General features: G+C 64.5%; 21 protein-coding genes. 9 read left to right on the top strand and 12 right to left on the bottom strand.

All coding sequences use genetic code 11. The features are described from left to right. Nucleotides 1-81: 81 nt before the first annotated feature. Complete coding sequence (purT, locus tag Uis4E_RS04730) at nt 82-1,383, top strand: formate-dependent phosphoribosylglycinamide formyltransferase (protein ID WP_101622077.1); 1,302 nt, start codon at nt 82-84, stop codon at nt 1,381-1,383. 257 nt (nt 1,384-1,640) lie between these two features. Here purT and Uis4E_RS04725 read toward each other — a convergent pair whose 3' ends face one another. From Uis4E_RS04725 to Uis4E_RS04700, 6 genes are all read right to left on the bottom strand, one after another. Further along, nucleotides 1,641-2,333: an L-ribulose-5-phosphate 4-epimerase gene (locus tag Uis4E_RS04725; protein WP_101622076.1), complete on the bottom strand. Its 693-nt coding sequence runs from the start codon at nt 2,331-2,333 to the stop codon at nt 1,641-1,643. A 277-nt stretch (nt 2,334-2,610) separates the two neighbouring features. Beyond that, on the bottom strand, nt 2,611-3,498 hold the full coding sequence (locus Uis4E_RS04720; RefSeq protein WP_101622075.1) for an L-ribulose-5-phosphate 3-epimerase: 888 nt from the start codon (nt 3,496-3,498) through the stop codon (nt 2,611-2,613). Nucleotides 3,499-3,538: 40 nt separating this feature from the next. Further along, nucleotides 3,539-4,879 (bottom strand): MFS transporter, encoded by a 1,341-nt coding sequence (locus tag Uis4E_RS04715; RefSeq protein WP_101622074.1) that lies wholly within the window; start codon nt 4,877-4,879, stop codon nt 3,539-3,541. Between the two features lie 21 nt (nt 4,880-4,900). Continuing rightward, nucleotides 4,901-5,872, bottom strand: a complete 972-nt coding sequence (locus Uis4E_RS04710) for a sugar kinase (protein WP_101622073.1) — start codon at nt 5,870-5,872, stop codon at nt 4,901-4,903. A gap of 173 nt (nt 5,873-6,045) precedes the next feature. Continuing rightward, a complete protein-coding gene (locus Uis4E_RS04705; RefSeq protein ID WP_101622072.1) occupies nt 6,046-6,732 on the bottom strand; it encodes a 3-keto-L-gulonate-6-phosphate decarboxylase UlaD in 687 nt (228 codons plus the stop codon). A 6-nt stretch (nt 6,733-6,738) separates the two neighbouring features. After that, the gene (locus Uis4E_RS04700) at nt 6,739-7,728 is read right to left on the bottom strand and encodes a phosphotriesterase family protein (RefSeq protein ID WP_101622071.1); all 990 of its coding nucleotides are present in this window, start codon (nt 7,726-7,728) and stop codon (nt 6,739-6,741) included. Nucleotides 7,729-7,977: 249 nt separating this feature from the next. Between Uis4E_RS04700 and Uis4E_RS04695 the strand changes: the two genes are divergently transcribed. The 3 genes from Uis4E_RS04695 (at nt 7,978) to Uis4E_RS04685 (ending at nt 13,798) form a co-directional block, all read left to right on the top strand. Beyond that, on the top strand, nt 7,978-8,946 hold the full coding sequence (locus Uis4E_RS04695; RefSeq protein WP_101622070.1) for a sugar-binding transcriptional regulator: 969 nt from the start codon (nt 7,978-7,980) through the stop codon (nt 8,944-8,946). Nucleotides 8,947-9,091: 145 nt separating this feature from the next. Beyond that, the gene (gene purC / locus Uis4E_RS04690) at nt 9,092-9,844 is read left to right on the top strand and encodes a phosphoribosylaminoimidazolesuccinocarboxamide synthase (protein WP_101622069.1); all 753 of its coding nucleotides are present in this window, start codon (nt 9,092-9,094) and stop codon (nt 9,842-9,844) included. A gap of 201 nt (nt 9,845-10,045) precedes the next feature. Continuing rightward, nucleotides 10,046-13,798: a phosphoribosylformylglycinamidine synthase gene (locus Uis4E_RS04685; RefSeq protein ID WP_101622068.1), complete on the top strand. Its 3,753-nt coding sequence runs from the start codon at nt 10,046-10,048 to the stop codon at nt 13,796-13,798. A 69-nt stretch (nt 13,799-13,867) separates the two neighbouring features. Here Uis4E_RS04685 and Uis4E_RS04680 read toward each other — a convergent pair whose 3' ends face one another. Further along, nucleotides 13,868-14,470, bottom strand: coding sequence for a DUF4230 domain-containing protein (locus Uis4E_RS04680; protein ID WP_243394323.1), 603 nt, complete (start codon nt 14,468-14,470; stop codon nt 13,868-13,870). Nucleotides 14,471-14,585: 115 nt separating this feature from the next. Further along, nucleotides 14,586-14,729, bottom strand: coding sequence for a hypothetical protein (locus Uis4E_RS11850; RefSeq protein ID WP_165784851.1), 144 nt, complete (start codon nt 14,727-14,729; stop codon nt 14,586-14,588). Nucleotides 14,730-14,832: 103 nt separating this feature from the next. Here Uis4E_RS11850 and Uis4E_RS04675 point away from each other — a divergent pair, with 103 nt between their 5' ends. Next, nucleotides 14,833-15,369 carry a DNA-deoxyinosine glycosylase gene (locus tag Uis4E_RS04675; RefSeq protein ID WP_101622122.1) on the top strand — a complete coding sequence of 179 codons (537 nt, stop codon included), beginning with the start codon at nt 14,833-14,835 and terminating at the stop codon, nt 15,367-15,369. A gap of 40 nt (nt 15,370-15,409) precedes the next feature. Here the strand turns inward: Uis4E_RS04675 and Uis4E_RS04670 are convergent, their stop codons facing one another. The 4 genes from Uis4E_RS04670 to Uis4E_RS04655 form a co-directional block, all read right to left on the bottom strand. After that, nucleotides 15,410-16,006: a hypothetical protein gene (locus tag Uis4E_RS04670; protein ID WP_101622066.1), complete on the bottom strand. Its 597-nt coding sequence runs from the start codon at nt 16,004-16,006 to the stop codon at nt 15,410-15,412. 34 nt (nt 16,007-16,040) lie between these two features. Then, the gene (locus Uis4E_RS04665; protein WP_101622065.1) at nt 16,041-17,447 is read right to left on the bottom strand and encodes a Na+/H+ antiporter NhaC family protein; all 1,407 of its coding nucleotides are present in this window, start codon (nt 17,445-17,447) and stop codon (nt 16,041-16,043) included. Nucleotides 17,448-17,566: 119 nt separating this feature from the next. Continuing rightward, the gene (locus Uis4E_RS04660; protein WP_101622064.1) at nt 17,567-17,785 is read right to left on the bottom strand and encodes a hypothetical protein; all 219 of its coding nucleotides are present in this window, start codon (nt 17,783-17,785) and stop codon (nt 17,567-17,569) included. Between the two features lie 100 nt (nt 17,786-17,885). Further along, nucleotides 17,886-19,505 (bottom strand): Y-family DNA polymerase, encoded by a 1,620-nt coding sequence (locus Uis4E_RS04655; protein ID WP_101622121.1) that lies wholly within the window; start codon nt 19,503-19,505, stop codon nt 17,886-17,888. Between the two features lie 171 nt (nt 19,506-19,676). On the opposite strand from Uis4E_RS04655, the gene Uis4E_RS04650 reads away from it, so the two are divergent. From Uis4E_RS04650 to purF, 4 genes are all read left to right on the top strand, one after another. Continuing rightward, complete coding sequence (locus Uis4E_RS04650) at nt 19,677-20,372, top strand: response regulator transcription factor (RefSeq protein WP_165784850.1); 696 nt, start codon at nt 19,677-19,679, stop codon at nt 20,370-20,372. 148 nt (nt 20,373-20,520) lie between these two features. Continuing rightward, nucleotides 20,521-21,663, top strand: a complete 1,143-nt coding sequence (locus Uis4E_RS11660) for a histidine kinase (protein ID WP_165784849.1) — start codon at nt 20,521-20,523, stop codon at nt 21,661-21,663. A 55-nt stretch (nt 21,664-21,718) separates the two neighbouring features. After that, complete coding sequence (locus Uis4E_RS04645; protein ID WP_101622062.1) at nt 21,719-22,252, top strand: hypothetical protein; 534 nt, start codon at nt 21,719-21,721, stop codon at nt 22,250-22,252. A 204-nt stretch (nt 22,253-22,456) separates the two neighbouring features. After that, a complete protein-coding gene (gene purF, locus Uis4E_RS04640) occupies nt 22,457-23,980 on the top strand; it encodes an amidophosphoribosyltransferase (protein WP_101622061.1) in 1,524 nt (507 codons plus the stop codon). Nucleotides 23,981-24,010 lie beyond the last annotated feature (30 nt).

The raw sequence follows: 24,010 nt of genomic DNA, 5'->3' as shown, positions 1-24,010 counted from the left end.
TACGCGGTACTTATGGACGGTTATCAGCGCGTGCCGGCATGCCGGCGTGCCTCATCGGGTGGCGATGGGAGAATGTGACGCATGACCGATAGCGTGAACACCGTGAACGATTCCCCGTCCGTTTCCCCCTCCTCCGCCGCTGGCCGCGTGCTGGGCACGCCGCTGGGCGCGCGCCCGACGCGCGTGCTGTTCCTCGGCTCGGGCGAGCTCGGCAAGGAGGTGACGATCGAGCTGATGCGCCTCGGCGCGTGGGTGTGCGCCGCCGACTCGTATGCGGGAGCGCCCGCCCAGCAGGTGGCGCACGAGGCCCGCGTGCTCGACATGGCGGACACCGGCAAGCTCCGCGCCCTGTTCGACGAGGTGAGCCCGGACATCATCGTGCCCGAGGTGGAGGCGATCGCCACGTCCGAGCTGGCGGATGCGGCCGCCCGCGGCATCCAGGTGGTGCCGAGCGCGGAGATTGCCGCGATCTGCATGGACCGCGAGCGTCTGCGCGTCATCGCGCACGAGGAGCTGGGACTGCCGACCACGCCGTACCGGTTCGCAGGCTCCTTGGAGGAGCTGCGCGAGGGCGCCGGCGAGGTCGGCTATCCGTGCGTCGTCAAGCCGGTGATGAGCTCGTCCGGCCACGGCCAGTCGGTCGTGCGCGGGGCGGACGCGATCGACGCCGCGTGGCGCGAGGCGCAGGAGGGTCGTCGCGCCGCCGGCGAGGGCGACGTGTCGCGCGTGATCGTCGAGGCGCTGGCGCCGCTCGACTACGAGCTGACCGTGCTGACGGTCTCGTCGAGCGCCGGCATCGTGACGTGCGCGCCGATCGGGCAGCGTCAGGAGTCGGGCGACTACCGCGAGTCGTGGCAGCCGGCCGCGGCGTCGGATGCCGTGCTCGCCGAGGCGGGACGCATCGCGCGCACGGCCGTCGAGGGCCTCGTCGCGAAGGCGAAGGCGAGCGGCGAGACCGGCTGGGGCGTGTTCGGCGTGGAACTGTTCGTGCTGACCGACGGCTCCGTCCTGTTCAACGAGGTGTCGCCGCGCCCGCACGACACGGGCATGGTGACGATGGCCTCACAGCGTTTGAGCGAGTTCGCGCTGCACGCGCGCGCGATCCTCGGCCTGCCGGTCACGGAGGGCCATGTGGCGCTCGCGATGCCGGAGGGCGCGGTGGCCGCCAGCCATGCAATCGTGGTCGCCGGAGACGGCGAGGCGGAGTTCTCCGGGCTCGGCCGCGCGCTCGCCGAACCGGGCACCGACCTGCGCGTCTTCGCCAAGCCGGAGGTGCACGGGCACCGCCGCATGGCCGTCGCGCTGGCGATCGGCGATTCCGAGGCGGACGCGCGCGCCAGGGCGGGCCGCGTCGCCGACGCGCTCGACATCGAGGTGCGCTGACCACCTGCCCCGGCCCACGGCCGGCGGATACGACGAAAGGCGCCGGAATCGTGTTCGACGATTCCGGCGCCTTCCCGTATGGCTTGCGGACCTCCCCCACCCGGCTTCGCCGGGAGCCCCCTCCAGAGGGGGCCGAGGAAAACCCTCAGTGCCGGCGGAGCCAGCGGTCATCCGATGCGTGCGACTCCAAGGCGCGGAGGGCGAAGGCGTACGAAGGTACGTCGAGCCCTCCGCAACGCGGGAGGCGCTCCATCGGATCAGTGCTGGCCGTAGACGTTCTGGTAGCGGTCGTTGAGCTTGTCGATGTCGGCCTGGTCGATCTCGATGATGTCGCCCAGCTGGCGGGCGGCCCACATCGTGTGCGCGACCTCCTCGGTCATGGCCGCGGCCTTCACCGCGCCCTCAGCGTCCTTGCCGATCGTGAACGGACCATGGTTCTGCATGAGCACCGCCGGCGACTTCGGATACTTCTTCAACGTCTCGACGACGCCCTCGCCGATCGCCTCCGAACCGATCAGACGGAACGGGCCCACCGGCACCGGGCCGCCGAACTCGTCGCCCATCATCGTCAGGCCGCACGGGATGTTCTGGCCCGTCGCCGCCCACGCGGTCGCATACGTGGAGTGCGTGTGCACCACGCCGTACACGTCCGGCATGTTGCGGTAGATGTACGCGTGGGAGGCGGTGTCCGAGCTCGGCGCCTCGGTGCCGTCGACCACGTTGCCGTCCAGATCGACGACGACCATCGAGTTCGGCGTCAGGTTCTCGTAGCGCACGCCGGACGGCTTGATGACGAACAGGTCCGCCGTGTGCAGACGCTGCGACACGTTGCCCGCCGTCCACACGACCAGGTTCCACTTGATCAGCTGCTGATGCAGGGTGGACACGACCTCGCGCACCTGCTTGACCTCGGCACGCACCTCGGGACCGTAATCAGCCAAAGTTGCCATGATTGGTTTTCCTTTCCTTGTGTTTGAAGTGTTGAGAAACGCGAGTCCGCCCCCGCCGGCGGGGGCTGTCGGCGAAGACGCAAGACGAACTCATCGCCGGTATCAGTCCGCCCCCGCCGGCGGGGGCTGTCGGCGGAGCCGACTGGGGGTGGTTCCCCCGCGGAGCCGCCGGCAGACCACCCTCAGTCAGCCGCCGGCTGACAGCTCCCGCCGGCGGGAGCGGGAAACACCCGCAGTCCGGGGACCTGGCGGGAGCGGGACGTCAGGCGGCGGGGCGTCAGGCGGCGGGGCGCAGGATGGGTTCCTGGACGATGCCGATCTTGTCGAACAGGCCGTCGAAGTAGGCTTTGGCGGCCTTGACCTCGGCGATCGGGTCGGCGGCCTTGGAGGTCCACATCTCGACCGTGTAGCTGCCGTTGTAGCCGAGCCGGTTGAACAGGCGCAGCACGGCTTCGAAGTCGACGGTGCCGTCGCCGAACGGCACTTCCTTGAACTGGCCGGGGAAGTCGGCGGTGACCGGCTTGGTGTCCTTCAGGTGGACGGCGACGATGTTGTCGATGTTGGATTCAATCTCGTGGGCGACGTCGTTCTCGGGCCATGCGGTGAGGTTGCCGACGTCCGGATAGGCCTGGAGGAACGGGCTGTGGATCTGGGTCTTCAGGTAGTCGACCTTGCTCAGCGAGTTGAGGAACGGGTCGTCCATCGTCTCGATGGAGAGCATCACCATCTTCTTGGCGGCCATCTCGACGCAGGTGCGGAGGTTCTCGATGAACCATTCGCGGCTGGATTCGGTTTTCGGCTCGTAGTAGACGTCGTAGCCGGCCATCTGGATGTTGCGCACGCCGAGGTCGACGGCGAGGTCGATGGCCTTGGCCATCATGTCGAGCGCCTTGGCGCGCACCCGCGGGTCGGCGGAGCCGAGCGGGAAGCGGCGGTGGCCGGAGAGCATCAGCGTGTTGATGCGGCTGCCGGTCTTCCACATCGCGTTGCGGAAGTCGGCGCGCTCCCGTTCGGTCCAGTCGAGGCGGGCGAGACGCTCGTCGCTTTCGTCGACGGAGAATTCGAGGAAGTTGAAGCCCAGTTCGTGGACGAGATCGAAGGTCTCCTCCCAGGTCAGGCCCGTGGGCAGGGCCTTTTCGTAGATGCCTACGGCGTTGACGGTCATGATGGAAGTCCTTTTGGATGGTGAGGTGATGGGGATGCGGTCACAGGGATTCGAGGTTCTTGCCTTTGGTCTCGCGGGCGAACAGGTAGATGATCGCGCCGACGACGAGGCAGCAGCCGAAGAAGGTGAAGGCGGTGGTGATGACGCCCAGGTTGATGTTCTGCGAGACGGCGCTGCCGCCGACGAGCATGCCCATGAGCGAGGGGCCGACGATCTTCGCGATGGCGCCGAGACCGTAGCCGAGGCCGATGCCGGTGGAGCGCACATCGTTGGAGAACTGTTCGGAGCCGAAGGCGTTGATGATGCCGAACACGCCGTCGGCGAACGTCATGATGACGAGCACCTCGACGTAGAACACCCAGCCGGAGCCGTGGAAGAACGCGGCGGCGAAGCAGGCGGCGGCGCCGATCATGCCGTACAGGAACATCGTCCAGCGGCGGCCGATGCGGTCGGCGAGCCACGCGGAGCCGAAGCGTCCGATGCAGTCGGCCACGGCCACGCCCATGAACAGGTAGGCGACCATCTCGGTGTCGAAGCCGAAGCCGTTCTTGAGCAGGGTCTGGCCCCACGACTGGATGGCGAAGCTGCCGAGGATGAAGCAGAACGAGCCGAGCGAGACGATGACGAGCGGGCGCAGGTGGTGGGCGAACAGTTCGCCGTAGGAGGCCTTCTTCTCGACCTTGACCTCGGGCAGGGCGCCGACCTCGCTCTCGGGGACGTCCATCGCCCAGGCGAGCGACTTGCGGGCCTTGTCGGGTTCGCCGTGCAGCAGGTAGAAGCGCGGCGATTCGGGCACGAAGTGGATCCAGACGAGCAGAAGGACGGAGACGAGGCTCAGCGAGACGAGCACGCGCCAGTTGTCGCCGACGATGCGCTGGCAGATCGAGCCGAGCAGCAGGCCCATCGGGATGAACACGGAGGCGAGTCCGGTGAGGAGTCCCCGCTGCTTGGACGGCACGAACTCCTGCACGTACGGGATGGAGGTGATGTTGAGGCCGCCCACGCCCATGCCGACGCCGACGCGGCAGATCGCGTACAGGTACCATCCGCCTTCGGGGATGAGCAGGGTGAGGACCGTGAACACGATGAAGAAGATCACGCAGCAGCGGAAGGCTCCGCGCCGGCCGATGCGGTCGGACATGCGGCCCCACAGGATGGAGCCGGCCACGGTGCCGAGACCCGTGCAGGAGGTGATGATGCCGGCCTGGACGCCGGTCAGGTTCCACGCCCCGGTGAGCAGGGCGATGACGAATCCGACCATGAAGATGTCGAAGAATTCGGCGATGTTGCCGACGACGGCGAGCGCGACGAGGCTTTTCTGGTGTCCGGTGAGCGGGCGGGAGTCGATCTGCTCGTACGCGGTGGGTGTCTGGGAGGTCATGGCGTTCGTTTCCTCCACGGCTCAGCGGTCGATGTCGGTGCCGAGCGGGATGTCGAGCTCGCCGGGGCGCACGCGGGTGAGGTCGCCCTTGTGGGTGAGCGCGACCTTGGAGGCGTACTGGCCCCACTTGACGCCTTCGCGGATGTTGCCGGACAGGTAGCCGTGGATGGTGGCGGAGACGAAGGAGTCGCCGGCGCCCGGACGGTCGATGACGCTCACCGGGGTGGTGCGGTACGGGTAGAAGCCTTCGCGGCCGCGCAGGTAGGGGCCTTCGGTGTGGTTGGTGGAGACGATGTACTTGCAGCCGAAGCGGTTCTGCAGTTCGGCGGTGACCTCTTCGGGGGTTCCGGTGATGCCGAACACCTTCTCGGCGTCGGCGATGGAGCAGAACAGGACGCTCGCCTGCCTGGCGATGGGTTCGAGGACCTCGCGGGCCTTCTCGCCGCTCCACAGCTTGCGGCGGAAGTTCACGTCGAGGACGACCTCGACGCCGCGCTTGACGGCCTCGTCGGCGGCGTAGCGCACGACTTCGGCGGTGGTGTCGGTGAGGGCGGCGGTGATGCCGGTGAGGAAGATGACCTTGGTGTCGAGGATCTCGTCCCAGTCGTAGTCGTCGATGCCGGTGGCGCGGAAGGTGGTCCATTCGCGGTCGTAGATGACGTTGGCGGGCATCGGGTATTCGCCGGGCTCCATGAAGTAGAGGGCGGTGCGGCCGCCGGGGCGGCGGACCATGGTGTCCATGTGGACGCCGACGGAGCGGTATTCGGCGAGGATGTAGTCGCCGAGGTCGCCTTCGGGCAGGGAGCTGGTCCAGAGGGTCTGGCGGCCGAGCTGGCTGAGCAGGCCGGCGACGTTGGCTTCGGAGCAGGCGGGGTTCATGTGGACGGAGCGGGTGAACATCAGTCGTTCGCCGCGGTCGACGGTGAATCGGATCTGTCCTTCGCCGATGGTGGACAGGTCGTACTTGGGGGTCTTCGTGGCGTTAGCGGTCATGACGCACTTCCTTGTGGCTATAATCGGGGTGGAAATTCCGTGATTGGATTGTCTGGGATTTTCATGTGAGGGGCATCCCCGGGCCGGGGGATGCCCCTTTTTGTGACTTTTCGAGGGGTTGGAGAGGAGGAGGGGCGGGACGGATGGTCCCGCCCTGTCGGGGGCGCGGCCTGTTACTCGGGCCAGACCTCGTTGATGGTGTTCTTCAGTTCGGTGGCGGCGGCGAGCGGGTCCTCGGCCTTGACGATGCCGCGGCCGGAGATGATCACGCCGACCGGCGCGCCCTTGAAGAACGGGATGTCCTTGACGTTCACGCCGCCGGTGACGGTGACGGTGAAGCCCATGTCGTGGAGTTCCTTGATGCGCTCGACGTCGTTCGGCCCCCACTTGAGGGTGCCGGCGACCTCGGCGTCGCGCGAGCGGTGGACGATGACGTGCTTGGCGCCGAGTTCCTTCCACTTGCGGGCCTTGTCGGCGTCGTAGTCCTCGCCGAGCTCGATCTGAACCTCGCCGCCGAACTCGTCGGCGACCTTCACGACCTGTTCGACGGTGGTCAGGGAGGCCCCGGCCACGACGGACACCCAGTTCGCGCCGGCTTCGAAGCAGTTGCGGGCGATGAGGGCGCCGGCTTCGGCGATGCGCACGTCGGCGAGGATCGTCTTGTCCGGGTAGAGGGCGCGGATCTCGCGCACGGCCTTGAGACCTTCGGCGATGATGAGGATGGTGCCGCATTCGATGACGTCGACCTGGCTGATGGCCTGGTTGAGGGGTCGCAGCGCGCTCGGCATGTCGGTGGTGTCGAGGGCGATCTGCAGACGCGGCCGGGCGAGCTTTCCGGTGGTTTCGGTTGCTTGCGTCATCGTGGATCAGCCTTCCTTCTTGAAGGTGAAGAACTCCTGGGCGTTCTTCATGAGCAGCTTGTCGATGTACTCGCGGTCGAAGCCCTCGTCGACCATGCGCGGGCCGTCGACGGCCGGGTTGTAGTCGACGCCGGAGGTCGCGCCGTACGCCTTCTGGTAGCCGCGCTTGCCGGAGTCGGTGCCGAGCAGGATGCGGTCGGCGAAGCCGTCCTCGTAGAAGGCCCTGAGCTCCATCATGCGGTTGGAGTCCGGCTGGTACTTGATGCGGTTGGTGCCGTCGATCTCGAGGTAGACGCCGAGCTTGAGGATCTGCTCGAGGTAGTAGACGTCGGCGTTGCGCTGGATGTGGCCGATGGCGATCTGGTTGGCCGGCACGCCCAGCTCGAGGAAGCCTTCGGCCTGTTCGAGGCCGCAGGTGCCGTAGGTGGTGTGCGTGTTGATCGGGCAGCCGGTCTCGATGGCGGCGATGGCGGCGGCCTCCATGCACTTGCGCTCGAACTTGGTGATCTTGCCGTACGCGGTGCCGACCTTGATGACGCCCGCCTTGTACGGGGTGCGCTCGACGATCGGGCCGGAGTAGTCGTTCTTGTCGATGCCCTCGCGGATGTCGGCGATGACGAGTTCGGCGACCTTGTCGACGTCGTAGCGGTTGATCCAGTGGGACTGGGTCTCCAGGTAGACGTGCTCGCGGTGGAAGCCGGTGGCGGCGATGACCTGCAGGCCGTCGACGGCCTTGGTGACCTCGGCCAGCTTGTTGAGGTCGCGGCCGCAGTTGATCGGGCACATGTCGACGACGGTGCCGCCGTTGGGGCTCCACTTCTTGGAGGCTTCGGCGAAGTAGCCGCCCTCCTCGATGGCCTTCTCGACCGAGTCGAGCTGGTGGTCGCCGTCGATGTAGACCTCGCCGGCGCCGACGCGGATCAGGTGGTCGTGGCAGTCCACGACGCCGAGGGTGCTGGGGTCGACGTCTCCGAAGATCGTGCGTGCGAATGCCATGGTGTACTCCTTTGTTGTTTGTACCTTCTGCGTTGAGGTATCGGTTCCCGCCTCGGGTTCGTCCCCTCGGCTTGGTTGACGGTTATCAATCTACGTGCGACACGCCGGGGAATCCACGCCGTCGATGAACCGATGTTCACCGACACAAACGTTCATGTCGCCATATTGCCGAAAAGTATTGGAAAATCCGCAAACATAATCCCGAATCGCGGCTTGCGCCAGCAGTCACGACGGCGATAGGATGAACACATGTTCAACGATGACACCGTACTGGCGACCGAGACCTCCCGGAGCCATATCGACCTGATGCTCAAGGTGGCGCGCGCGTACTATCTCGACGACCGCACGCAGTCCGAGATCGCCAAGGAGATCGGCTACTCGCGGCCGACCGTGTCGCGCCTGCTCAAGGAGGCGCGCGAGACCGGCATCGTCCACATCTCCATCGGCCACGCGCTCGAACGCATGCGCCGGCTCGAGGACGGCCTGCGCGAACGGTACGGGCTCAGGCACGCGCGAGTGGCGGAGGTGAGTCCCGGCGAGGACCCGAAGCTGATCGTCCCGCGGTACGCGGCCGCGCTGTTCGCCGAGACGTGCGCGCCGGACTCGCTGATCACCGTGTCGAACGGCAACGCGGTGGCCGCCACCGTGCGCGAGATCCCCGTATGCGACTGGCCGAAGGCGAACGTCGCGCAGATGATCGGTGCGTTGAGCCCCGACAATCCGATGACCGACTCCCCCGACATCTGCCGCATGCTCGCGCAGCGCATCGGCGGCTCGTTCACGACGCTGCCGGTGCCGATGATCCTGTCGAGCGCGCAGCTGGCGGACGCGATGCGGCGGGAGCCGCAGATCGCGACGACGCTCGCGCTCGGCGGCGGCGCGGACGTGGCGATCGTCGGCGTGGGCGCGGTCACGACCATACGATCCGGACACATCTTCGACGCGTACATCGACCAGCGCAAGGCCGCCGAACTGTACCACCGCGGCGTGGTCGGCCACATCTGCGGCCACCACATCGACGCCGAGGGAAGGCACGTGCGGACCGACCTGTGCGACCGCACGATCTCCATCGACATCGAACGGCTCAAGCGCATCCCCCTGGTCATCGGCGTGGCATGGGGGCCGGTCAAGATGCCGGCCATCCGGGCGTGCATGGTCGGCGGGCTCATCTCGGCGCTCGTCACCGATCAGGCGACCGCCGAGATGCTGCTCCAATAGGGCGGCGCCGGCGGCCGCGGAACGGCGCGGGCACGCCCCGGACGCGCCGGGCGACACGCCTTGACGTGTCACCGGCGATTGCTACCCTTTTTACCGTTAGTTCACCCAGAAATTCCGCTTCACAAGCACGATTTGGAAGGCGATAATGGAAAAGCTGGAAAAGCTCTACGAGGGCAAAGCCAAGAAGATGTACGCGACCGACGACCCGGATGTGCTCTGGGTCGAATACATGAACCAGGCGACCGCCTTCAACGGCGAGAAGAAGGAGCAGATCGCCGGCAAGGGCAATCTCAACAACCACATCACCTCCGTCATCTTCGACCTGCTCAAGGCCCGTGGAGTGGACAGCCACTTCATCAAGCGCATCTCCGACACCGAGCAGCTGGTGAAGAAGATGGACATGTACCCGCTCGAGATCATCATGCGCAACACCGCGGCCGGCTCCTTCGCCAAGCGCTACGGCGTCGAGGAGGGCACCCCGCTCAAGAAGCCGATCCTCGAGTTCTGCGTCAAGTCCGACGACCTGGGCGACCCGTTCATCAACGATGACGGCATCGTGGCCCTGGGCCTCGCCTCCGAGGAGGAGCTGGCCGAGATCAGCCGCATCGCCCGCGCCGTGAACGACGGCCTCAAGGACATCTTCTCCAAGATCGACGTGCAGCTCGTCGACTTCAAGATCGAAGAGGGCAAGACCTCCGACGGCACCATCCTGCTCGCCGACGAGATCACCCCGGACACCTGCCGCCTGTGGGACCTCAAGGACAAGTCCGGCAAGATCGAGCACCTCGACAAGGACCTCTTCCGCCGCGGCCTGGGCAGCATCATCCCCGCGTACGAGGAGATCTACGGCCGTCTGGTCAAGCTGGCCGAGGCCGAAGGCGTCGAGCGCGCCGAGTGACGTTCTGGCTCCCGCCGGCGGGAGCTGTCAGCCAGAGGCTGACCGAGGGTGGTCGACCGGGAATCCGCTTCGCGGACCGGAACCACCCCCGGTCCGCTTCGCGGACAGCCCCCGCCGGCGGGGGCCACATTCATTTCTCTCCCCTCTCATATCTCCCCCGTCCCAGCACTTCCGAAGAAGCCCAATAACGAAAGGACCCTCATGGTTTTCCGCGTGTACGTGGAGAAGAAGCCCGGCTTCGACGTCGAGGCGCAGCAGCTCGCAGGCGAGCTGAAGACCATCCTCGGCATCGCCGGCCTCAAGTCCGTGCGCATCGTGAACCGCTACGACGTGGAGGGCATCAGCGCCGAGCTGTTCGCCCAGGCCACTCCCACCGTGTTCAGCGAGCCGCAGGTGGACGACGTGACCAACGACCTGCCGGACTTCGGCGCGGCGAAGGTGTTCGCCACCGAGTTCCTGCCCGGCCAGTTCGACCAGCGCGCCGACTCCGCCAGCGAATGCATCCAGCTCATCTCGCAGGGTGAGCGCCCCACCGTGCGCTCCGCGAAGCTGTACGCCCTCGAAGGCGACCTGACCGAGGCGGACGTCGAGGCGATCAAGCATTACGTCATCAACCCGGTCGAGGCGCGCGAAGCGTCCCTCGACGTCAAGGAGACGCTGAAGACCGCCGTGCCGACGCCCGGCAAGGTCGAGGTCATCGCCGGCTTCAACGAGATGGACGCCGAAGCCGGCCAGAAGTTCATCGACGAGCGCGGTCTCGCCATGGACCTGGCGGATCTCGAGTTCTGCCAGAAGTACTTCGCCGAGGCGGGCCGCGAACCCACGATCACCGAGATCAAGGTCATCGACACCTACTGGTCCGACCACTGCCGTCACACGACGTTCGGCACGATCCTGACCGACGTCGCCATCGACGACGAGGTCGTGAAGGCCGCGTTCGAGCGCTACCTCGAACTGCGCCGCGAGCTCGGCCGCGAAGGCAAGCCGCTGTGCCTGATGGACATGGGCACGATCGGCGCGAAGTGGCTCAAGAAGAACGGCATCCTCACCGGTCTCGACGAGAGCGAGGAGATCAACGCCTGCACCGTCAAGGTGAAGGTGGACGTCGACGGCGAGATGCAGGACTGGCTGTTCCTGTTCAAGAACGAGACCCACAACCACCCGACCGAGATCGAGCCGTTCGGCGGCGCCGCCACCTGCATCGGCGGCTGCATCCGCGACCCCCTGTCGGGCCGCTCCTACGTGTACCAGGCGATGCGCGTGACCGGCGCCGCCGACCCGACCGTGCCGGTCTCCGAGACGCTCGAGGGCAAGCTCCCCCAGCGCAAGCTCGTGACCACCGCGGCCGCCGGCTACTCATCCTACGGCAACCAGATCGGCCTCGCCACCGGTCAGGTCGACGAGATCTACCACCCGGGCTACGTGGCCAAGCGCATGGAGGTGGGCGCGGTCGTGGCCGCCACCCCGGCCGACCACGTGCGCCGCGAGACCCCGGCCCCCGGCGACAAGATCATCCTGCTGGGCGGACGCACCGGACGCGACGGCATCGGCGGCGCGACGGGCGCCTCCAAGGCCCACAACGTCGAATCGCTGGAACTCGACGGCGCCGAGGTGCAGAAGGGCAACGCGCCGGTCGAGCGCAAGCTGCAGCGCCTGTTCCGCCGTGGCGACGCGTGCCGTCTCATCAAGCGCTGCAACGACTTCGGCGCGGGCGGCGTGTCCGTGGCGGTCGGCGAGCTGGCCGACGGCCTGTACGTGGACCTCAACACCGTCCCGAAGAAGTACGAGGGCCTCGACGGCACCGAGCTGGCGATCTCCGAATCGCAGGAGCGCATGGCCGTCGACGTGGCCGCGGAGGACGTCGACGAGTTCCTCGGCTACGCGCGCGAGGAGAACCTCGAGGCGACGGTGATCGCCACCGTGACCGAGGACCCGCGCATGGTGATGACCTGGAACGGCGACGAGATCGTGAACCTCACCCGCGAGTTCCTCGCCTCCAACGGCGCGCCGAAGCATCAGGCCGTGCACATCGAAGCGCAGCAGGCGTACGCGGTGCCGTCCGCGTGGACGACCGGCACGCTGGCCGAGCGCATGCACGCCCTCGTCACCGACCTCAACGTGGCCTCCAACAAGGGTCTGTCGGAGCGCTTCGACTCGACGATCGGCGCGGGCACCGTGCTTATGCCGTTCGGCGGCGTCAGGCAGCTCACCCCGAACGAGGCGATGGTCGCCAAGCTCCCCGTGTTCGGCGAGACCACGACCGCATCCGCGATGGCCTGGGGCTTCAACCCGTACATCATGGAGAAGAACCAGTTCACCGGCGCGTACCTGTCCGTCGTCGAATCGCTCGCCAAGCTGGTGGCCGCCGGCTTCGAGCATGAGAAGGCGTACCTGAGCTTCCAGGAGTACTTCGAGAAGCTGCGCGACGAGCCGGAACGCTGGGGCAAGCCGATGGCCGCCGTGCTCGGCGCGCTGATGGCGCAGATCGACCTCGGCACCGGCGCGATCGGCGGCAAGGACTCCATGTCCGGCTCGTTCGAGGATCTCGACGTGCCGCCGACCCTGATCTCCTTCGCCGTGGCCGTGGGCAACATGAAGCGCGCCACCTCCCCCGAGTTCAAGGGCGCCGGCCACCGCATCGTGCGCATCGCGCCGCGCTACCTGGCCGACGGCCTCACGCCGGACAAGGACGCGCTGCTCGACGCGTTCGGCCTGGTTGAGGAGCTCACCGACTTCGGCACCGCGCTGGCCGTGTCCACGCCGGGCTACGGCGGCACCGCCGAGGCGCTGTTCAAGATGACCGTGGGCAACGGCATCGGCGTGGCTCTGAACGACGGCATCGCGCTCGACGACCTGTTCAAGCCGGCGTACGGCTCGTTCATCGTCGAGCTCAAGGACAACGAGAAGATCCCGGCCGTCTCCAACCTGGTCGAGGTCGGCGAGATCGGCATGACCACCGAGGCCTACGAGTTCACGGCCGCCGGCGAGACGCTCGACCTCGCGGGCACGCAGGACGCGTGGGAGGGCGGCATCGAATCCGTGTTCCCGTACCGTTCCCGCGGCGCGGAGAAGACGGAGACCGTCGAGACGATCGACTTCCACGCGGCCGAGGCCGGCGTGAAGAAGACCGTGTACGTGGGTTCCGGCGTGGCCAAGCCGCGCGTCATCATCCCCGTGTTCCCGGGCAACAACTGCGAGTACGACTCGGCCGCCGCGTTCGAGCGTGCGGGCGCCGAGGCGCACACGCTGATCGTCAACAACCTCACGCCGGCCGCGGTGGCCGAGTCCACCGCCAAGCTGGTCGAGGAGATCGGCAAGAGCCAGATCGTGATGATCCCGGGCGGCTTCTCGGGCGGCGACGAGCCGGACGGCTCCGCCAAGTTCATCACCGCGTTCTTCCGCGCCCCCGCCGTCACCGAGGCGGTGCGCGACCTGCTGAAGAACCGCGACGGCCTGATGCTCGGCATCTGCAACGGCTTCCAGGCGCTCATCAAGCTGGGTCTGGTGCCGTTCGGCGACATCGTCGACATGGACGCCACCTGCCCGACGCTGACGTTCAACACAATCGGCCGCCACCAGAGCCGTCTCGTGCGCACGCGCGTCGCCTCCGACCTGTCCCCGTGGCTCGCGAAGACCAACGTGGGCGACGTGCACACGGTCGCCATCTCCCACGGCGAGGGCCGTTTCGTCGCCTCCGACGAGACGCTGGCGCGCCTCAAGGCCAACGGCCAGATCGCCACGCAGTACGTGAGCGAGGCGGGCGTGCCCGGCATGGATCTGGACGTCAACCCGAACGGCTCGATGCTCGCCATCGAGGGCATCACCAGCCCGGACGGCCGCGTGTTCGGCAAGATGGGCCACTCGGAGCGTTCCGGCAACGGCCTGTACGTGAACGTGCCCGGCGACAAGTACCAGCCGATCTTCGAGGCCGGCGTCGACTACTTCGCCGCCTGATGATCTAGCATCCGTATGGAAAAGGGGAGACCCGAAGGTCTCCCCTTTTCCATATCTACGGTTCCCGATTCACGACTTCGGGTCGGTGGTGGTCACGTCCACCGTGTAGCCATCCGTCTCGGCGATCGGCGAATACATACGCTCGATGACGTCCTTGGCCTGCTCGTTGGCGGTGGTCAGCAGCTCGCCCTTGTTCAGCTTCTTCTCGGCGCTCTTCTTGGCGTCCTGCAACGCGGTCGCCGCATCGCCGACATCCGAAGAGTTGAGTATCGACGACTGCTGATCGAAGAACTGCAAAGTGTCCGGATTGACCGACACCGACTGGATCGTCGGCGCGGGCAGCGTGATGTCGATGGTCTTCTTCTCATTATCGACGGAGATGTCGGCCTTGCCGAGGTCGATGCCGGCACGGGCCTCATACGAGTAGAACATCGTGAACGACTTCTTGTTGATGAACGCGACACCGCCCTCATCGTATTTCTCAAACCCGAAATCGGTCTCCTTCGCCGTGGTCAGATCCTGGATCTTTTCCAGTTGCTTGGCAACCACGGTGTTGGTGAGCGTCGGATGCGGGTTGAGGAACCCGTCGATGATGCTGCGTCCGAACACTCCCGTCGCAACGCATGCGACGATAATCACGACGCCGATGATTACTTTGACGGTCTTGCCCATGTATACGTCTCCTTCGTTCATCTACTGGGCGCGAGATAATGAAAGCGTAACCTTTCACCAAGACTACGTTGGTGTTCCCATGAGGTCTGCGGCTCGGTCGATGAACCGGGGGACGTCAGTCCTCGACCTCGTAGTTGTCGACGGACACCTTGACCTGCGCGGCGACAGATGGCCCCAAGGCCACGTTGCCGTTCGAGGGGTATTCGGGCGGCGTGAGCGTCATCCTCCCCGATGATTCGACGTGTCTCGCCCGGCTCATGGTGGTCCACGGGTAAACGAATCACACTCCGTGAGGCCGTCAAAGCCGACTAAACAAAGTCCCCTACGCATCAGCAACACGCGACACGATTATCATGGGCGGCATGGTGCGTGTGGAGCATGGGTTCGGGCCGGTGTGGGATGATTCGTCGCGGATGTTGGTGTTGGGGTCGATGCCGAGTCCGAAGTCGCGGGAGGCGGCGTTCTACTACATGCATCCGCGCAACCGGTTCTGGCCGGTGCTTCAGGCGCTGTTCGCGGATCCCTCCGACCCCTCCGACCGTGTGGGCGACTCCCCCGCTTCGCGCCGCGCGTTCGCGTTGCGGCATCACGTGGCGTTGTGGGATGTGATCGCCTCATGCGACATCACGGGGGCGAGCGATTCCACCATCCGCAATGCGGTGCCGAACGACATCGTTCCGATCCTACGCGACGCGCCGATCGCGCATGTCTTCACGACGGGCGGCAAGGCGGCGCAGCTGTATCGGCGTCTCATCGCGCCGCTACTGGACGCGGCCGGCCTCGACGTGCCGATGACGCCGCTGCCGTCGACGAGTCCGGCGAACGCGTCGATGCGGCTGGACGACCTCGTCGCCGTCTATCGCGAGGCGTTCGCCGCGGCGGGGCTCATCGGCGGGTGATTCGTCATCGACGCGGCTCGCCGACCACGACGCCGGCGGCTCAGCCGATGAGCTTGGCCTTCACGTGGTTGACGCGCACGTAGAACTTGAGATCGAAGTTGATGCTTTTGGCCTTCGCGTCGTAGGTGAACACCTTGGTGGAGTCCTCGGAGCCGAATTCCGACTTGGTGACCTTCTTGCCTTGCGCGGACTTCGAATCGGCCTTGCTCGTCCACTTGCCGGTCTTCGCGATGGACTCCGAATCGACGGTGCCGTACCAGTACGGGTACTTGCCGAAGTCGTCGGACATGACGGCGGAAATCATACCGTCCTTGACGGTGACGGTGATCTTGCAGTCCTTCGTGCAGTCCTTGCCGAAATCAGAGAACTCGTAGGTGCCGGTGATGTCGACCGGAGTGGCGGATGCCGACGCCGAGGCATCGGAGGAATCGGAGGAATCCGTCTTGTCGGACTGTTTGGACTGTTCGGACTGTTCGGACTTCTTGGAGGAGCCCCCGTCGGTCTGCGAGCTGCTCGCGGAGCCGTTCGCCGATCCGTTCGCGGCGGAGGCGTTCGACGACCCGCATGCGCCCAGTCCGATGGCGAGCGCACCGCACAGCATCATGGTGGCCAACATCGTTCCCGTTCTCATGCCCATCGTCGATCGTCCTTTCGTGGAAATCCTCATCACGTCATACGGATGCCATGATAGCGTCATCATCCCGCAGTTCTCCGGACTCGCCGCATTCCGTGGGAACCGTCGCACGCCGATGCCTGCGTATGGCCGACGCCAGAAGCCGGGTGAGCGGCAGGAGATAGAGGAACGTCGCGGCGGCGATGCTCACGGTGGGCGCGCCTATCGTGGCCAACGGCACCGCGCCGGCGATCGACCAGGGTACCAGCGGCGCGATGACGACGGCGGAATCCTCCAGGTCGACGGCAAACGCGCCGCGCGCCGCCTCGTCGTCACCGTACAGTCCCGTGCAGAGCTGGTGGGTGAGCATGATTGTCAGGGTCTGGTTGCAGGAGAGCGCCGCGGCACCTGCCGCGACGGCCGTGGTCGCGCCGGTCGCGCCGATGCGGAAGCCCAACGCGTCGATGGCATGCCGCAATCGGGCGAGCATGCGGGTTTCGGCGAAGATGCCCGCGTAGGCGGAGGAGATGCATACGATCGCCGCCACGTTCACCATGGAGATCATGCCCCCACCGTCGAGCAACGCGCCGACATGTGGATCGACGGCATGGTATCCGGAAACGAGGAGACGCAGCAGTTCCGGCCAGGTCATGCGCTGCACGCCGACGCATACCACCGCGGATACGGCGATGCTTGCCAGCATCGTCAGCCGCACGCCGACACGCAGCAACGCCATGACGACCACGAGGATCGCCGGCGTCACGGTGAGCCAATGCAGGTCGAACGCCTTCGCGAACAATCCGGCGATCGGGACGCCTCCGGAGACGGCCGACGACGTTCCGTCCCCGGACATGATGCCGGTCACGGCGGCCACCGCATAGACGATGCAGCTCGACGCGAACGGCACCGCTCCGGTACGCAGCATGCGCCCGAGGTTGGAGAACAGATTTGTGTGCGTGAGTTGCGCGACGAGCAACGCACTGGTGGAGACCGGGGAGAACCGATCCCCCACGTATACGCCGGCGAGCACCGCGCCGCCGAGCATCGCCGGATGGGCGCCCATCGACAAGCCCAATGACATGCAGATCGTACCCATGGTCGCGGCGCTGGCGAACGACGAGCCAATCAGCATCGACATCGCCGAGCACAGGAGGAACGTCAGCGGCAGTACGGTCACGCCGTGGATCAGGGACGAGGCGTGGGCGACGATGAACGCGATGGTGCCGCTGGCCCGCCACAGGGAGGTCAGCATGCCGATCAGCGCGAACGTCACGAGAATCATTCCGGCGGCGCGGATGCTGCCGGCGGCACGGCGCGTCATCGCGGACAGCTTCCGGCCACGCGCCAACCCGTATCCGACGAACAGCACCATGCCGATCAGCAGCGCGGGGATGATCGACCAGCCTTGCGCGACGCTTACGAACAGCGTCGCGCAGAACGCGAGCATCACGACCGCCTCGGTCATTCCCGCGCCTCCTTTCCCGTCCGATCCGATGCCGACACAGAGTACACCGCGTCACCGTTCGCAGCCGAGCCACGGTCGGATGCTTGACCGCGACCGCATGAGCCGCACCCGTTCCATGGTCACGCGCCGAAGTCGCGGTCGAACTGGGAGTCGCGGGCGGCGACGGTCTCCTCGACGCGGCGCGCGGTCTCCTCGATGACCTGCTCGTAGCCGGTCAACGCGGCGAACGGCATGAACTGGGCCGCGCGTTTGTGCCGCGACATCGGCGGATGCCGTCGCGACACGTGGTGTGGCAGATCGATGATGTCGTCGTATCGGTGTGTCTCATGCAATGCCATGGCGCTCGGTCTCCTGTCGGTAAGGACGGGCTGCACCCGCATACGCAGGCTCGCCTGTCGGCTCGCACATCACCTACGGACAACCCACCGGGTTGTCCGCTTAACGGTGATGTCCTCCGATCTGGTTGTTGCGTTCGATGCCGGTGGCGCCGGGTTCCATGTTCATGGCCTTGACGACCGCGTTCTTCCCAAACCGGCGTTTGATCGCCAGCAGCGCGCGGTCCACCGCGTCGCGGTCGGTCCCGGCGTCGGATTCCCCGCCGGCATCGCCACAGGGCCGGACGGCATCGGATTCCCCGGCATCCCCGCCTGCCGCGGCATCCGCATCGAACAGGTCGGGCTGCTCATAGCGTTTGCCGGCGGCGAGCTCCCCGTCCGTGGCGAGATCGTCGGCGACGACGGTGAGCCGGCGCACCAGCAGCCTCGGGTCCACGATGCGTTCGAACAGCAGCGTCATCGCCTCGCGGATGCGCGCCGACGAGGACGTGAACTCCCCCAATCCGATCGAACCGGCCGACGGTTTGGGTACCTTGCGACCGTAATGGTCGACCGCCACCGGGCCGTGATAGGACTCGGCGGCGCGTCTCGCCAGACGTTTTGTCTCCGGCGCCTCGCAATCGTCCAGCAGGCCCGCGTCGAGGCTGCCGACGTCGTATCCGACGACGAGCGTGAGCCGGTTCGTGCGCACGCCTTTGCCGACGAGGTCCAACGCGAGCGCATCGGCCATCTCCTTGGCGATGAGCCGCGCGGTGCTCCAGTCGGCCGGTCCGGTGAGCACCTGGCCGATGCTGGTGCTGTGCGCGTCCGGCTCATACGACTTGATGTCGGCGATCGTGCACGGCTCCCACCCCCACGCGTGGTCGATGAGCAGTTCCGCGTTCACGCCGAACATGCGGTAGAGCAGATCCTCGTTGTAGTAGTCGGAGGCGCGCCCCACCGAGCACCGCGCGACGTCGCCCATCGTCATGAGCCCCGCCTTCTCGAGTTTGCGCGCGTACCCGCGCCCGACCCGCCAGAAGTCGGTGAGCGGGCGATGGTCCCACAGCAGGCGGCGGTACGACGCCTCGTCGAGTTCGGCGACGCGCACGCCGTCCGCATCCGCCGGCATATGCTTGGCGACGATGTCCATCGCGACCTTCGCGAGGTACAGGTTCGTGCCGATGCCGGCCGTCGCGGTGATGCCGGTCTCGCCCAGGATGTCGCGCACGATGGTCATGGCCATCTCGTGCGGGGTCATGCCGAGCGCGGCGAGATACGGCGTGGCGTCGATGAAGACCTCGTCGATCGAATACACGTGGATGTGCTCGGGGGCGGCGTATCTGAGGTAGATGCCGTAGATGCTCCCGCTGACGGCGAGGTATCTCGCCATCCGCGGCGGGGCGATGATCATCGACGCCTTGAGCCGCGGCGATCGTTCCAGATCGCGCGCGTCGCACGACTCCCCCATCAGCCGGCGGCCGGGGGCCGCGAGCGCGCGGTCGGCGTTCACGCGACGCAGCCGCTCCTTCGCCTCGAACAGGCGCGGACGGCCGGGCAGCCCGTACGCCTTGAGCGACGGCGACACGGCGAGGCAGATCGTCTTGTCGGTGCGTGTCTCGTCGGCCACGACGAGATTCGTCGTCAACGGGTCGAGGCCACGAGCATGACATTCGACGGACGCATAGAAGGATTTGAGGTCGATGGCGAGGTAGACGCGGCCCCGCCCGGAATCATCGGCCATCGGCATCACCGCCACCTCCCATCATCAAACAAACGTTCGAATATCCACAACTCAACACTGCCACGATACCATAAAATCAAACATCTGTTCGATTCGTGTTGCGAGGTCCATGTAAGTCAGATAACTACACGTCGACGCCCCTGTGCTTACCCGGCAGTTATCATAGGAGCCATGGCTCAGCCAAACCCAAACCGCACATTCCAACGTTCCGACGCTACGCCGATCCGCGTCGCGCTGGTAGACAATGACGCATGCGTGCTTCAGTGGATGAGAGCGGCGCTGGCCACACATATGGGCATCGATGTCATCTGGGCGGAGAAGGACTCGGACGTGGCCCTTCAAAAAACATTATTCGAAAAGAATGTCCCCCATGTACTGATAACGGACATCGTCCTTAACCTCATGTCGGGCGTACAACTGTGCGAAGCCATCCGAAGAAGAACTCCAGCCATTGGAATCATTGGCATCACCGCATATCCAATCGAACATTACGAAACCGAATTGGCGCACGCCGGAGCCCAAGGCATACTCGACAAAAGCAATAGCATCATCGCAAAACTATTGTCGGCGATTCCCATTGCCGCTCACGGCCTACCGATCGACCGCAACGGCCCCTTCATGGACGCAAAAACCGCGCATGATTTGGTTTGCTCAAACCCCAACCCGACAATCGGCCAACTGTCGGAAACGGAAATACAGATACTCCGTCTATGCAACGCACACTATTCATTACGGGAAATATCGGAAATCATTGGGATGAACCCCCACACCGTTTCCACCCATGTAACCCGGGCAATACGAAAATTGGGAGCCAAGAACCGTTATGAGGCACTGCGAATTTGTGCGAAATATCACTCGCTGGATTAACGACCTTGCAAATCATGCAATCGCAAAGACGCGTTGTATCAGACATCGTTGGATCACCCTTCTTGCGACAATCACATCCTGTCTTCTCATCAGCGACGAAAGTCGTCTACTATCATTTGACTCAAATTCGGCGACACCCCAACTGATAATGACGATTCTGGCGATTGCCTCACTGGTGGGAATGTGCGTCCAACCCGCACTGGGAGCATGGGCCGTTATAGCATCCAGCGCCATTGCATACCTTCTCATGCCGACCCCGGTGATATTCGCCAGCACATTCTCGATTCCCCTATATATCTCGGTTGGCGTTCTGTCCTATACGGATATCATTCAAGGCATTATCGCGACCCCCATCGCCATCTCGATTGACATATCCGCAGCATACGCCTGTGGGAAAATATATTTCCTCTCCACCTCCAACATCATAACGCTCATCACGGTTTATATACTGGTATGCTTGCTGGGCTATTCCCTACGTTGGCGGGAACGAGCCTTACGCACCGAATGTCGCCTACAAAGCGCTCAACACCGATCAGCCACGGCCCATAAACTCCACGATTCGGTTGCCAATGATCTTTCATACGCCATGATGCATATCGACGCCATCCTTGCTTCGGATTCCGATGACGTGGACTATATGTCAGAAACGAAAGAACTGAAAACCATCCTTTTACGAGCCATAGCCAACACACGTGAGCTCATCGAATCCATGCACTCACCCTCCAACGGCAATATCCGCACTTTCGACAATCAGCCTCCGAAAAGATTCAACGATATAGAATCCCAGCAAAAAGTGAAATACGATGACGGTATCGAAGTACCGTGGATTCGACATCTCAAGGCGTTAGTCAATACGAAACAGTCCCATCTTGAACAATTGCATATACGGGGCATTGCCATACTCCCCGACTCATCGAATCATGAGATAAGCCCGCACAACGAACTACTGTTAACTGATTTTTTGAACGAAATATTCATCAACATCGCCAAATATGCAAATCCGGAATTCGGCTATGCAATCATCATAGCAACCGATGACAATGGTATTCAAATATCTCTAACAAATCACAGAAAGGACATAAAATCAAAGTATATGTCTACACACCTTGGGATGCAATATTATTGCGATGCTCTCTATAAGGCTGGAGGGCACTGCCGAATCGAGGAGAAGGATTCTTCAATCTGGCATCTCGTCGCATCCATACCCTATGGGGACGCCACTTTCACTGCACGCACCCTCTGTAGTGGAATTCATTACACACGCTGTTCTACGCACCGAAAACAGGATTGAATTGAATCGGGATTATCCGGACTGACGACCCATCCAACGGATGAAAGGAATAATCATGCACCAGCACATCAGACACATTATCATGGCCATCATCGGTGTAATCGCCTTGCTGATGGCACCCGCAGCCATGGCCGATGAACCCACACAGCCGAACGAACCAGAGTTCATCCAGGTCGGCCCCACTCTGGTTGAATCCTCGCTGAACATCCACACTGAACAGGAACTGACGGACTTTCTCCTGTCAAGCACACCAAAGGACGTATGGGAGGATGTCGATACGGGAACCATTACCAAGGTGGCTTTGCATCAAGACACCGGCACCCCCTACATTGATTATCAAAGCTACTGCGACACATTCACGCTGTGTCTGATGACTCCAAGCGGAGCCGATGTCGCGGGCTTCAAAAACGCCGGCATCCGAGCCGGTCGATGGGGCAATGTAGGACAATGGCGCACTCTGGCGATTGGCGGAGGCCAGATTCGATATTCCCAGAACGGTCATTACGTGACCACGGCAAAAAGAGGCCCTTGGACATGGAATAAGTTGTCCGGGACCGTCGACGTGGTACGTGTCCAGATATGGGATTGACGGTTTCCTAAACTCGCCCCGGTATTCTGCGGGATACCGGGGCTTCTTCTTAACGGTAATGCTCTCAGCGCAAGTCATCGTCATCCGCAGTCATCCGCATCTCACGGACACAGCCGCGACGCGCCGCCATGATGTAGCCGGCGATTGGTAGGGTGAACGGGTAGTGAACTCCATGTCTGACCACGTTTGAAAAGGAGCTTTGGCTTGTCGGCTGAACTCGAAGACATTCATGAGGAATGTGGCATCTTCGGCGTGTGGGGCCATCCCGACGCCGCACGACTCACCTATTTCGGACTGCACGCGCTGCAGCATCGCGGCCAGGAGGGCGCCGGCATCGTCGCGAACGACAACGGCCACCTCACCGGACACCGCGGCCTGGGCCTCCTGACCCAGGTCTTCGGCGACGAACGCGAGATCGAACGCCTCAAGGGCGACCGCGCGATCGGCCACGTCCGCTACGCGACCGCCGGCTCCGGCACGACGGACAACATCCAGCCGTTCATCTTCCGCTTCCACGACGGCGACGTGGCGCTGTGCCACAACGGCAACCTCACCAACTGCCCGTCCCTGCGCCGCAAGCTGGAGGACGAAGGCGCGATCTTCCACTCCAACTCGGACACCGAGGTGCTCATGCACCTCATCCGCCGCTCCATGCAGCGCACCTTCATGGACAAGCTCAAGGAGGCGCTCAACACCGTCCACGGCGGCTTCGCCTACCTGCTCATGACCGAGGACGCGATGATCGGCGCGCTCGACCCGAACGGCTTCCGCCCGCTCTCCCTCGGCAAGATGAAGAACGGCGCCTACGTGCTCGCCTCCGAGACCTGCGCGCTCGACGTGGTCGGCGCCGAACTCGTGCGCAACATCCGCCCGGGCGAGATCGTCGTCGTCAACGAGCACGGCTACCGCATCGTCCAGTACACGAACAACACGCAGCTCGCGATCTGCTCGATGGAGTTCATCTACTTCGCCCGCCCCGACTCCGACATCTACGGCGTGAACGTCCACTCCGCCCGCAAGCGCATGGGCGCGCGTCTCGCCGCCGAATCCGGCGTGGACGCCGACATGGTCATCGGCGTGCCGAACTCCTCGCTGTCCGCCGCGTCCGGTTACGCCGAGGCCGCGGGCCTGCCCAACGAGATGGGCCTGATCAAGAACCAGTACGTGGCCCGCACGTTCATCCAGCCGACGCAGGAGCTGCGCGAACAGGGCGTGCGCATGAAGCTCTCCGCCGTGCGCAGCGTCGTCAAGGGCAAGCGCGTCGTCGTCATCGACGATTCGATCGTGCGCGGCACCACGTCGAAGCGCATCGTGCAGCTGCTCAAGGAGGCCGGCGCGGCCGAAGTGCACATGCGCATCAGCTCGCCGCCGCTCAAGTACCCGTGCTTCTACGGCATCGACATCTCCACCACGCGCGAGCTGATCGCCGGCCACAAGTCGGTCGAGGAGATCCGCGAGTACATCGGCGCCGACTCGCTCGCCTTCCTGTCGCTCGACGGCCTGGTCGAATCGATCGGCCTCGGCGCGGACGCCCCGTACGGCGGCCTGTGCGTCGCCTACTTCAACGGCGACTACCCGACCGCGCTCGACGACTACGAGGAGGACTTCCTCAAGTCCCTCACCCCCGAGGACCGCGTGCGCCTGCCCGAATTCGCGCTGTACAAGAGCAAGTACATCGGCAACGAGTACACCGTGCAGCCCGAGGACCGTCCGCAGGACAACGCCTGACAAACGTCCGACAGTAAACAAGCCCCAACC

The organism is Bifidobacterium parmae, assembly GCF_002860365.1.
GTDB classification, from domain to species: domain Bacteria; phylum Actinomycetota; class Actinomycetes; order Actinomycetales; family Bifidobacteriaceae; genus Bifidobacterium; species Bifidobacterium parmae.
The sequence above is the reverse complement of the archived record's forward strand: the minus strand, read 5'-3'. Positions and strand labels throughout refer to the sequence as shown.